The sequence below is a fragment of the Enterobacter sp. 03-F-07-AD-ECC genome (assembly GCF_047530935.1).
GTDB classification, from domain to species: domain Bacteria; phylum Pseudomonadota; class Gammaproteobacteria; order Enterobacterales; family Enterobacteriaceae; genus Enterobacter; species Enterobacter cloacae.
Genome location: NZ_JBLKBZ010000001.1, coordinates 569,185 through 580,927 on the forward strand (window position 1 = coordinate 569,185; position 11,743 = coordinate 580,927).

The 11,743-nt window shown below is 53.9% G+C and carries 11 protein-coding genes; 9 read left to right on the plus strand and 2 right to left on the minus strand.

The window, feature by feature from the left end:
• Window positions 1-5: 5 nt before the first annotated feature.
• Window positions 6-3,104, minus strand: a complete 3,099-nt coding sequence (gene rne, locus ACMWKA_RS02730; RefSeq protein ID WP_058684525.1) for a ribonuclease E — start codon at window positions 3,102-3,104, stop codon at window positions 6-8.
• A 571-nt stretch (window positions 3,105-3,675) separates the two neighbouring features.
• Between rne and rluC the strand changes: the two genes are divergently transcribed.
• Window positions 3,676-4,623, plus strand: coding sequence for a 23S rRNA pseudouridine(955/2504/2580) synthase RluC (rluC, locus tag ACMWKA_RS02735; protein WP_028028073.1), 948 nt, complete (start codon window positions 3,676-3,678; stop codon window positions 4,621-4,623).
• Window positions 4,624-4,718: 95 nt separating this feature from the next.
• Here the strand turns inward: rluC and ACMWKA_RS02740 are convergent, their stop codons facing one another.
• On the minus strand, window positions 4,719-5,303 hold the full coding sequence (locus ACMWKA_RS02740) for a Maf family protein (protein ID WP_028028074.1): 585 nt from the start codon (window positions 5,301-5,303) through the stop codon (window positions 4,719-4,721).
• A gap of 140 nt (window positions 5,304-5,443) precedes the next feature.
• Between ACMWKA_RS02740 and yceD the strand changes: the two genes are divergently transcribed.
• From yceD to fabF, 8 genes are all read left to right on the plus strand, one after another.
• Window positions 5,444-5,965, plus strand: a complete 522-nt coding sequence (gene yceD / locus ACMWKA_RS02745) for a 23S rRNA accumulation protein YceD (protein ID WP_013097124.1) — start codon at window positions 5,444-5,446, stop codon at window positions 5,963-5,965.
• A 16-nt stretch (window positions 5,966-5,981) separates the two neighbouring features.
• Window positions 5,982-6,155 carry a 50S ribosomal protein L32 gene (rpmF, locus tag ACMWKA_RS02750; protein ID WP_003857964.1) on the plus strand — a complete coding sequence of 58 codons (174 nt, stop codon included), beginning with the start codon at window positions 5,982-5,984 and terminating at the stop codon, window positions 6,153-6,155.
• 80 nt (window positions 6,156-6,235) lie between these two features.
• The gene (plsX, locus tag ACMWKA_RS02755; protein ID WP_062676699.1) at window positions 6,236-7,270 is read left to right on the plus strand and encodes a phosphate acyltransferase PlsX; all 1,035 of its coding nucleotides are present in this window, start codon (window positions 6,236-6,238) and stop codon (window positions 7,268-7,270) included.
• Window positions 7,271-7,276: 6 nt separating this feature from the next.
• On the plus strand, window positions 7,277-8,230 hold the full coding sequence (locus ACMWKA_RS02760) for a beta-ketoacyl-ACP synthase III (RefSeq protein WP_414759971.1): 954 nt from the start codon (window positions 7,277-7,279) through the stop codon (window positions 8,228-8,230).
• Between the two features lie 15 nt (window positions 8,231-8,245).
• Window positions 8,246-9,175 carry an ACP S-malonyltransferase gene (fabD, locus tag ACMWKA_RS02765; protein ID WP_014831447.1) on the plus strand — a complete coding sequence of 310 codons (930 nt, stop codon included), beginning with the start codon at window positions 8,246-8,248 and terminating at the stop codon, window positions 9,173-9,175.
• Between the two features lie 12 nt (window positions 9,176-9,187).
• The gene (gene fabG, locus ACMWKA_RS02770; RefSeq protein WP_013097120.1) at window positions 9,188-9,922 is read left to right on the plus strand and encodes a 3-oxoacyl-ACP reductase FabG; all 735 of its coding nucleotides are present in this window, start codon (window positions 9,188-9,190) and stop codon (window positions 9,920-9,922) included.
• 154 nt (window positions 9,923-10,076) lie between these two features.
• Window positions 10,077-10,313, plus strand: a complete 237-nt coding sequence (gene acpP / locus ACMWKA_RS02775) for an acyl carrier protein (protein WP_003857954.1) — start codon at window positions 10,077-10,079, stop codon at window positions 10,311-10,313.
• Window positions 10,314-10,404: 91 nt separating this feature from the next.
• A complete protein-coding gene (fabF, locus tag ACMWKA_RS02780; RefSeq protein ID WP_028028098.1) occupies window positions 10,405-11,646 on the plus strand; it encodes a beta-ketoacyl-ACP synthase II in 1,242 nt (413 codons plus the stop codon).
• Window positions 11,647-11,743: the final 97 nt, after the last annotated feature.

Below are 11,743 nucleotides of genomic sequence, written 5' to 3' on the forward strand. Positions count from 1 at the left end.
TTGCGTTATTCAACTGACTGCGGACGGGTTGCTGGTGCAGTAGCCTTGTGCGTAGCACTGTGACCACCGGCAGCACCTTTACCTTCGAAGTTGAACTCCGGGCGAACCCAGTCGCTGTGACGCGGTGCTTCAGGCACGTACTCAGGCGCAGGGGCGCGAGTCATCGGTGCTGTGGCAACGTGCGCAGGCGCGACGGCAACCTTCACCGGCTCGGGTTTCACTTCCGGCGCTTTCGCTTCTTCAACAACAGGCTCAACCTGAATCTCAACGTCCTGCACAACCTCTTCGGTCGTGGTTTCAACGATGGTTTCAGCGGTTTCTTCCACTGCGGCTACAGGTTCAGCCTCTTCAGCGACTTCTTCAGCCACCACGGCATCTTCTTCGGCAATAAGCTGCGGCGCGGCATCAACCGGCGCAGCAATCACTTCTGGATGGGTGGTTTCGACGTCCACAGCGTGAGGCGCTTCAGTTTCAACAACCTGTGGTTCAACCACTGTTGCCGCTTCCGTTACAACCTCTTCTACCGCTGCTGCTGGTGCAATCACCTCTTCGGTCACTGCCTGTTCTTCAACAGCCTGTTCCGGGCGAGCAACAGGGTAGCGGATCCAGACTTTACCTGATGCCATTTCAGGTGACGCGCACGCCACGGTCATTGGCATTGGGGACTGCGTTGGGTAACGCTCGTCACGGTAGCGACGACGACGCTGACCGCTCACGCGCAGATGACGCGGAGAACGGCGCGAGCGACGCGGCATACCCGCGTTGTCACGGTTTTCACCGTTTTCATCCTGCTCTACCTGATTTTCCACGACGGCCGGGAGGTCAACTTTCGCAACCTGCGTGCCCGTTGTGGTTTCTGTCACTTCGGCTGCGACAGCTGCGGTTTCTTCTGCCTGAACAGCACCGACGCGCACTTTCTGAGACAGCTGGCGCTGCTTACGACGTGGCATAACCTGAGTACGTTCTTCCTGCTCGGTCTCCTGCTGCTCAGCGGGCTCTTCGCGATTCAGGTTTTTAACGTCCTGCTGCGCCTGGCGTTTTTCGTCGTTACGGCGACGGTTACGCTCACGGCGAGGCTGCTGCTCGTCGCGCTGTTTGCTCTTCTCGGACTCATCGCCCGCCTGCTGGCGAATTTCACGATCTTCAACGTTCTGCTGTTGTTTCTCGCGACGGTTGCGACGGTTGTCTTCGCGTTGCTCACGGCCTTCATTGTTGTCCGAACGGTTGTCACGACGCTCGTTACGGTCGCTGCGGTCATTACGATCGCGGCGGTTGTTCTGACGCTTACGACGGTCCTGTTGACGCTCAGGTTTAGCCGCTTTAGGTTCTTCTTTCGGCTGCTCTGGCTGAACTTCTTCACCTGCGAACATTTTCTTCAGCGCGCCAAAGAAACGGCTCAGCAGACCCGGTTGTGCTGGCTCGGCTTTTGCCGCCACTGCCGGTTTTTGTGCCGCAGGTTTAGCCGCTGGTTTTTCCAGGGCACTTTCTGGCGGAGCTTCTGGCATGATGAAGGTCGCTAACGCAGGCTGCTCTGGCAGTTTACGCTCGGCTGGCTCTTCATCAGATGGCAGCGCCATCTCTTCTTCATGCAGCTTCGGCAGCAGGTAGCTGAGCGTGCTGGTCTCTTCGCCTTTACGGACACGCAGCACGTGATAGTGCGGCGTTTCCATCTGGTCGTTTGGCACGATGATGCAGCGAACGCCGCCCTGGCGCGCTTCAATGGCACTCACCGCGGCACGTTTTTCGTTCAGCAGGTAGGAGGCAATTGGCACCGGAACAATGGCGTGAACCTCTTTGGTGTTCTCTTTCAGCGCTTCTTCTTCAATCAGACGCAGAATAGAGAGAGACAGAGATTCGTTATCACGAACGGTCCCGGTACCGGAGCAGCGCGGGCAAACGTGATGGCTGGATTCGCCCAGAGACGGGCTCAGGCGCTGGCGGGACATCTCCAGCAGGCCGAAGCGTGAAATATGGCTAATCTGGATACGCGCACGATCCTGGCGCACCGCTTCGCGCAGACGGTTTTCAACTGCACGCTGGTGACGAACAGGGGTCATGTCGATAAAGTCGATAACAATCAGACCACCCAGGTCGCGCAGGCGGAGCTGGCGGGCGATTTCATCAGCGGCTTCAAGGTTGGTGTTGAAGGCGGTCTCTTCGATATCGCCGCCGCGCGTCGCACGTGCGGAGTTGATGTCGATAGCGGTCAGCGCTTCTGTGGTATCGATAACGATAGAACCGCCGGATGGCAGACGCACTTCACGCTGGAAGGCGGACTCAATCTGGGATTCAATCTGATAGTGGCTGAAAAGCGGGATTTCACCGGTGTACAGTTTGATTTTGCTGGTGAAGTCCGGACGACCCAGTGCGGCGATGTGCTGGCGAGCCAGCTCAAGCACCTTCGGGTTGTCGATGAGAATTTCACCGATATCCTGACGCAGATAGTCGCGGAAGGCACGTACAATAACGTTACTTTCCTGGTGGATCAGGAACGGAGCAGGGCGGCTTTCTGCTGCTTTCTGGATAGCTTCCCAGTGCTTCAGACGGAAGCTTAAGTCCCACTGCAGCGCTTCGGCAGATTTGCCCACACCGGCGGTACGCACGATAAGACCCATGCCATCCGGCAGTTCAAGACTGGCCAGCGCTTCTTTCAGTTCGGTACGGTCATCGCCTTCGATACGGCGAGAGATACCACCCGCACGCGGGTTGTTTGGCATCAGTACCAGATAACTTCCTGCCAGGCTGATAAAGGTTGTCAGTGCGGCACCTTTGTTGCCGCGCTCTTCTTTATCAATCTGAACAATCACTTCCTGACCTTCACGCAGAACATCTTTGATATTCGGACGGCCATGAGCGTTGTAGTTAGCAGGGAAATATTCGCGGGCGATTTCTTTCAGAGGGAGGAAACCATGACGCTCAGCACCGTAATCGACAAATGCAGCCTCAAGGCTTGGTTCAATGCGGGTGATTTTACCTTTGTAAATGTTCGCTTTTTTCTGTTCGTGTCCAGGACTTTCGATATCCAGATCGTACAGGCGCTGCCCATCCACAAGGGCGACACGCAACTCTTCTTGCTGAGTTGCGTTGATTAACATTCTTTTCATCGTAACTTACTCGTTATTCTTACATTGACGACAAAGCTGCGGGCAAGGTGACGCTTTCCGGGGTATGAACCGATGGCCTCGTGTCTATTCACGTCGCCAACCTCACGGTTGTCGCTCGCTTAAGAGGCGCAGAGTGTCGGTTGCCTGTGTTTCATACGGAAACACAGCGCAATTATCAGGGGAATTGCCTGGGTAGAACTCTCCAGAGAACAATCCTTATACCGGGAAGTACTGCAACCCGCAGCCCGCTAACTGCCTGAAAGATCAATACGTCTTACGCCATTGCTGCGTGGATGATCGGTCAGACAAAATTGGTCATTCCGTCGACATCCTTACAAAACCCGGATTTAACGCGGAAAACGGCTTCATTATTCCACTGCTCGCCGGGTTATAGCAAGATGACTTTTACCAATTATCACCCGGTTACTCACAGTTTCTTCACTTCAGGATGGTGATTGGTTTAATAACCACCAAATCGATTGCGCGAAACCGGGGCAGGCCGGATAAAAGTAAATATAAGCATAGAAAAATGAGTGGCGCTAATGCCTGACGATATTTAGAATCGCCAACCATGAAAACAGAGACTCCAGCCGTAAAAATGGTTGCTATCGCCGATGATGAAGCGGGGCAACGTATCGATAACTTTTTGCGCACCCAGCTGAAAGGGGTACCAAAAAGCATGATTTACCGCATCCTGCGTAAGGGCGAGGTGCGGGTTAACAAAAAACGCGTGAAGCCTGAGTATAAGCTCGAAGCCGGTGACGAAGTGCGTATTCCGCCAGTGCGAGTTGCCGAACGTGAAGAAGAGGTCGTGTCGCCTAAGCTGCAGAAGGTGGCCGCCCTGAGTGATGTGATCCTGTATGAAGATGATCATATCCTGGTGCTGAATAAACCGTCGGGCACGGCGGTACACGGCGGCAGCGGTCTCAGCTTCGGCGTGATTGAAGGGCTGCGCGCGCTGCGCCCGGAAGCCCGTTTCCTCGAACTGGTTCACCGTCTCGATCGTGACACCTCTGGCGTGCTGCTGGTCGCCAAAAAACGTTCAGCCCTGCGCTCGTTGCACGAGCAGCTGCGCGAAAAAGGGATGCAGAAAGATTATCTGGCGCTGGTGCGCGGTCAGTGGCAGTCCCACGTGAAAGTGGTGCAGGCCCCACTGCTGAAAAATATTTTGCAAAGCGGTGAGCGAATCGTTCGTGTCAGCCAGGAAGGTAAACCGTCTGAGACGCGCTTCAAAGTAGAAGAGCGCTATGAGTTTGCCACCCTGGTGCGCTGTAGCCCGGTGACGGGCCGAACCCACCAGATTCGCGTGCATACCCAGTTTGCGGGCCATCCGATTGCGTTTGACGATCGCTATGGCGACAGGGAATTTGATAAGCAACTGGCGGGGACGGGGCTGTCGCGTCTGTTCCTGCATGCGGCAGCGCTGAAGTTTACCCATCCAAATACCGGCGAGACTATACGTATTGAAGCGCCGCTGGATGAGCAGTTGAAACGCTGCCTGAAAGTTCTGCGCGGCTAAGGTAAAAGTTAAACGGCAACGGAGTTGCCGTTTTTAATATTTGCACCCTCTTCCGGTGGGAGAGGGCCGGGGTGAGGGCATCAGGCCGCAAAAAGTCACGCCGTCAGCGGATTACACGCTTCGCGTCTTAACATCTGGCACAGCGCAATCAGCGGTAAGCCCACCAGCGTGTTCGGATCACGCCCCTCCAGCTTTTCGAAGAGCGCAATCCCAAGACCTTCACTTTTAAAACTGCCGGCGCAGTTGAGAGGCCGTTCACGACGCACATAATCTGTGATTTCTTGCTCGCTCAGGTGTCGGAAGTGAACATCAAACGGTTCGCATTCGGTCTGCAGGTGGCCCACGGCGGAGTTGTAGAGCGCGAGGCCGGTATAAAAGGTAACAATATTGCCGCGCGCCTGCATAAGCTGTTTACAGGCATTCTCTTCGGTGTGTGGCTTACCGGTGATGACACCATCCAGCACGCAAACCTGATCGGAGCCTATAATCAAATGCGAAGGGTATTGTGCGGCAAGCGATTGTGCTTTCTCTTTCGCCAGACGCGTCACTAGATGACGCGGCGACTCGCCAGGTTGTGGCGTCTCGTCAACGTCCGGCGCGGCACACACAAACGGGATCCCGAGCTTTTCCAGCAACATTCGGCGGTAGGGAGAAGTGGAAGCGAGAACGAGATTTGGCATATTTTTATCACCAGATATAGCGTATCGATGCCAGCCATTTTAAACTACAGGCCGCAATGTGTGCGAATAATTGGCAAAAGGCAGCCCTGGTTGCCTTTTTCTTTGACTATATGACGTTACAAAGTTAATATGCGCGCCCTATGCAAAAGGTAAAATTACCCCTGACTCTTGATCCGGTTCGTACGGCTCAAAAACGCCTCGATTACGAAGGTATCTATACTTCCGATCAGGCTGAGCGTATTGCCGAATCCGTAGTCAGTGTGGACAGTGATGTGGAATGCTCCATGTCGTTCGCTATCGATAACCAGCGTCTTGCCGTTTTAACCGGTGATGCAAAGGTGACGGTAACGCTCGAATGTCAGCGTTGCGGGAAACCGTTCACACAGCACGTTCACACAACGTATTGTTTCAGTCCGGTTCGTTCTGACGAACAGGCTGAGGCACTCCCGGAAGCGTATGAGCCGATTGAGGTTAACGAATTCGGTGAAATCGATCTTCTGGCTCTGGTTGAAGATGAAATCATCCTCACCTTGCCAGTGGTTCCGGTGCATGATTCTGAACACTGTGAAGTGTCCGAGGCGGACATGGTCTTTGGGGAACTGCCTGATGAAGCGCAAAAACCAAACCCATTTGCCGTATTAGCCAGCTTAAAGCGTAAGTAATTGAGGAGTAAGGTCCATGGCCGTACAACAGAATAAACCAACCCGTTCCAAACGTGGCATGCGTCGTTCCCATGACGCGCTGACTGCAGTTACCAGCCTGTCTGTAGACAAGACTTCTGGTGAGAAACACCTGCGTCACCACATCACTGCTGACGGTTTCTACCGCGGCCGCAAGGTTATCACTAAGTAATCACGCGTTTGCGTGATTAGGCTTAGTGAGGAACTCCCCGTGCAAACGGGGAATTTACCGAACCAGGCTGCGACGATACCTTGACACGTCTAACCCTGGCGTTAGATGTCATGGGAGGAGATTTTGGGCCTTCCGTGACAGTGCCTGCAGCATTGCAGGCACTGAATTCTAATTCGCAACTCACACTTCTTTTAGTCGGCAATCCCGACACAATCACGCCATTACTTGCAAAAGCTGACTTCGAACAACGTTCACGTCTGCAGATTATTCCTGCGCAGTCAGTTATTGCCAGTGATGCCCGGCCATCGCAGGCGATTCGCAATAGCCGTGGCAGCTCTATGCGAATGGCGCTGGAGCTGGTAAAAGAAGGACGTGCGCAGGCCTGCGTCAGCGCGGGGAATACCGGCGCGCTGATGGGGCTGTCGAAATTACTGCTCAAGCCTATTGAGGGCATTGAGCGTCCGGCGCTGGTGACGGTACTCCCGCATCAGCAAAAGGGCAAAACGGTGGTGCTCGATCTGGGCGCTAACGTCGATTGTGATAGTACAATGCTGGCTCAGTTTGCCGTGATGGGGTCGGTGCTGGCAGAAGAAGTGGTCGGGATCACCAATCCCCGTGTTGCGTTACTGAACATAGGTGAAGAAGAGACCAAAGGCCTGGACAGCATTCGTGAGGCTGCCGAATTGCTTAAACAGGTTCCCTCCATCAACTATATTGGTTATCTCGAAGCCAATGAGTTGCTGACGGGGAAAACGGATGTTCTGGTGTGTGATGGCTTCACTGGAAACGTGACGTTGAAGACCATGGAAGGGGTTGTGCGAATGTTCCTTTCTCTCCTCAAATCGCAGGGAGAAGGTAAAAAAAGCGCCTGGTGGCTGATTTTATTAAAGCGTTGGTTACAAAAAAGCCTGACGCGGCGATTCAGTCACCTCAACCCCGACCAGTATAATGGCGCCTGTCTGTTAGGATTGCGCGGCATTGTGATCAAGAGTCACGGTGCCGCCAATCAGCGAGCATTTACTGTCGCCATTGAACAGGCAGTGCAGGCGGTGCAGCGACAAGTCCCTCAGCGGATTGCCGCTCGCCTGGAATCTGTATTAGCTAAAAGTGACTGAGCGTACATGTATACGAAGATTATTGGTACCGGCAGCTATCTGCCAACACAAGTGCGAACCAACGCCGATCTGGAAAAAATGGTAGATACGTCTGACGAGTGGATTGTCACGCGCACAGGTATCCGTGAACGTCGTATCGCCGCGCCAGACGAAACCGTGTCCACCATGGGTTACGAAGCCGCACAGCGTGCTATCGAGATGGCGGGCATCGATAAAGATCAGATTGGTTTGATCGTGGTTGCCACGACATCGGCCACGCATGCTTTCCCAAGCGCAGCGTGCCAGGTGCAGAATATGCTCGGTATTAAAGGCTGCCCGGCGTTTGACGTTGCCGCAGCCTGCGCAGGTTTCACCTATGCATTGAGCGTTGCCGATCAGTATGTAAAATCCGGCGCGGTGAATTATGCGCTGGTGATCGGTGCTGACGTGCTGGCGCGTACCTGCGATCCAACCGATCGCGGAACGATCATTATTTTTGGTGATGGTGCGGGCGCCGTGCTGCTGGGTCAGTCTGAAGAGCCGGGCATCATCTCCACGCATCTGCATGCTGACGGTAGCTATGGCGAACTGTTAACGCTGCCTAATGCCGACCGTGTGAATCCGGATAGCTCTATCTATCTGACCATGGCAGGTAACGAAGTGTTTAAGGTCGCGGTGACGGAACTGGCCCACATTGTTGATGAAACGCTGGAGGCGAATGGCCTTGAGCGCACCGCACTCGACTGGCTGGTGCCGCATCAGGCGAACCTGCGTATTATCAGTGCAACCGCGAAAAAGCTGGGCATGTCGATGGATAACGTTGTGGTGACGCTCGATCGCCACGGCAATACCTCTGCGGCGTCAGTACCGTGCGCCTTTGATGAAGCGGTACGTGACGGACGAATCAAACGGGGCCAGTTGGTCTTGCTTGAAGCCTTCGGTGGCGGGTTCACCTGGGGTTCCGCGCTGGTTCGTTTCTAGGATAAGGATTAAAAGATGACGCAATTTGCTTTTGTGTTTCCGGGTCAGGGCTCTCAAACCGTTGGGATGTTGTCTGAAATGGCAGCAAACTATCCGGTAATCGAAGAGACTTTCCGTGAAGCTTCCGATGCGCTGGGTTATGATTTATGGGCGCTGACCCAACAAGGTCCGGCCGAAGAGCTGAACAAAACCTGGCAGACTCAGCCAGCACTGCTTACTGCTTCCGTTGCGCTGTGGCGCGTCTGGCAGCAGAAGGGCGGTAAAGCGCCAGCCCTGCTCGCGGGCCATAGCCTGGGTGAATACTCTGCACTGGTCTGTGCCGGTGTGATCGCCTTTGCTGACGCGGTACGCCTGGTAGAACTGCGTGGTAAATTCATGCAGGAAGCGGTGCCAGAAGGCACGGGCGGCATGTCTGCTATTATCGGTCTCGACGATGCTTCCATCGCAAAAGCGTGTGAAGAATCAGCAGAAGGTCAGGTGGTTTCACCGGTTAACTTCAACTCGCCAGGCCAGGTGGTTATCGCGGGTCATAAAGAAGCGGTTGAACGTGCAGGTGCAGCCTGTAAAGCCGCGGGCGCGAAACGTGCGCTGCCGCTGCCAGTGAGTGTTCCGTCCCACTGTGCGCTGATGAAACCTGCTGCTGACAAGCTGGCGGTTGAACTGGAAAAAATTACCTTTAACGCACCGACGATTTCCGTTGTGAACAACGTCGATGTGAAATGTGAAACCACGCCGGAGGCTATCCGTGACGCGCTGGTTCGCCAGCTTTATAGCCCGGTACAGTGGACTAAAACCGTTGAGTTTATGGCCTCTCAGGGCGTTGAGCACCTGTACGAAGTCGGCCCAGGGAAAGTCCTGACTGGTTTGACAAAACGTATTGTTGACACCCTGACTGCCTCGGCGATTAACGAGCCGGAAGCCATTGAAGCGGCACTCTCGCAATAAAAGAGGAATACCATGAGTTTTGAAGGAAAAATTGCCCTGGTCACTGGCGCAAGCCGCGGTATCGGGCGTGCAATTGCTGAAACACTGGCCGCGCGCGGCGCGAAAGTGATTGGTACAGCAACCAGCGAGAATGGCGCGAAGGCCATCAGCGACTATCTGGGTGCGAACGGTAAAGGTCTGGTACTGAATGTGACCGAACCTGCATCTATCGAATCTGTTCTGGAAAATATTCGCGCAGAGTTTGGCGAAGTGGATATTCTGGTCAATAATGCCGGGATCACTCGCGATAACCTGTTGATGCGAATGAAAGACGACGAGTGGAACGATATTATCGAAACCAACCTGTCATCTGTATTCCGTCTGTCAAAAGCGGTAATGCGCGCTATGATGAAAAAGCGTCATGGTCGTATTATCACTGTCGGTTCTGTGGTTGGTACCATGGGAAATGCTGGTCAGGCTAACTACGCTGCGGCGAAAGCAGGTCTGATTGGTTTCAGTAAGTCGCTGGCGCGTGAAGTCGCGTCCCGCGGGATTACTGTAAACGTTGTTGCTCCGGGCTTTATTGAAACGGACATGACGCGTGCGCTGACTGATGAGCAGCGTGCGGGTACGCTGGCAGCTGTTCCTGCGGGCCGCTTAGGCGACCCTAAAGAAATTGCCAGCGCGGTTGCATTTTTAGCTTCTGACGAAGCGGGTTACATCACTGGTGAAACCCTCCACGTCAACGGCGGGATGTATATGGTTTAATCACGATCGAAAATATTTGCGTTATTGGGGGGATTGGCCTCAAAATAACGTAAAATCGTGGTAAGACCTGCCGGGATTTAGTTGCAAATTTTTCAACATTTTATACACTACGAAAACCATCGCGAAAGCGAGTTTTGATAGGAAATTTAAGAGTATGAGCACTATCGAAGAACGCGTTAAGAAAATTATCGGCGAACAGCTGGGCGTTAAGCAGGAAGAAGTTGTGAACTCCGCTTCCTTCGTTGAAGACCTGGGCGCAGATTCTCTTGACACCGTTGAGCTGGTAATGGCTCTGGAAGAAGAGTTTGATACTGAGATTCCGGACGAAGAAGCTGAGAAGATCACCACCGTTCAGGCTGCCATTGATTACATCAACGGCCACCAGGCGTAAGTGAACATCTCCAGGCGGTCATTCGACCGCCTGAGTTTTATCTTTTTTAGTCCCACGAATCTCTTTTTTTATCCCTCCCTGGAGGACAAACGTGTCTAAGCGTCGTGTAGTTGTGACCGGACTTGGCATGTTGTCTCCTGTCGGCAATACCGTAGAGTCCACCTGGAAAGCTCTCCTTGCCGGTCAGAGCGGCATCAGCCTAATCGACCATTTCGATACTAGCGCCTATGCAACGAAATTTGCTGGCTTAGTAAAGGATTTTAACTGTGAAGAGATCATCTCGCGCAAAGAACAGCGCAAGATGGATGCCTTCATTCAATATGGAATTGTCGCTGGCGTTCAGGCCATGCAGGATTCTGGCCTTGAAATTACGGAAGAGAACGCAACCCGTATCGGTGCCGCTATTGGCTCCGGGATTGGCGGTCTTGGTCTGATCGAGGAAAACCATTCATCTCTCATGAATGGCGGACCGCGTAAAATCAGCCCGTTCTTCGTTCCGTCCACGATTGTTAATATGGTGGCGGGTCACCTGACCATCATGTTCGGTCTGCGTGGGCCAAGCATTTCTATCGCGACCGCATGTACCTCTGGCGTGCATAACATCGGCCAGGCCGCGCGTATGATTGCGTACGGCGATGCAGATGCTATGGTGGCGGGCGGTGCTGAAAAAGCCAGTACCCCGCTTGGCGTGGGTGGCTTTGGTGCTGCGCGCGCGCTGTCTACCCGCAACGATAATCCTCAGGCGGCAAGCCGTCCTTGGGACAAAGACCGTGACGGTTTCGTGCTGGGCGATGGTGCAGGTATGCTCGTTCTGGAAGAGTACGAACATGCGAAAAAACGTGGCGCGAAAATTTATGCTGAAGTCGTTGGCTTTGGTATGAGCAGCGATGCCTATCACATGACGTCACCGCCAGAAAATGGTGCGGGCGCCGCGCTGGCCATGGAAAACGCGATTCGCGATGCGGGTATTACCCCAGCGCAAATCGGCTACGTTAACGCACACGGTACCTCTACCCCTGCGGGCGATAAAGCAGAAGCTCAGGCTGTTAAGTCTATCTTCGGTGAATCTGCCAGCCGTGTACTGGTCAGTTCCACAAAATCCATGACCGGTCACCTGTTGGGTGCGGCGGGTGCTGTAGAGTCTATTTACTCTATTCTTGCGCTGCGCGACCAGGCTGTTCCGCCAACCATCAACCTGGATAACCCGGATGAAGGTTGCGATCTGGACTTCGTTCCTCACGAAGCGCGCCAGGTGAGTGGAATGGAGTACACCCTGTGTAACTCCTTCGGCTTTGGCGGTACTAACGGTTCTCTGATCTTCAAAAAGATCTGAGTCTGCGTACCCTATGGCTGTGAAAAAAGGTCCGCTTGTCGGGCCTTTTTTATTCAGGCTAATCTTCTTGTCGGCTGCACGACATCCTGCCAGACTA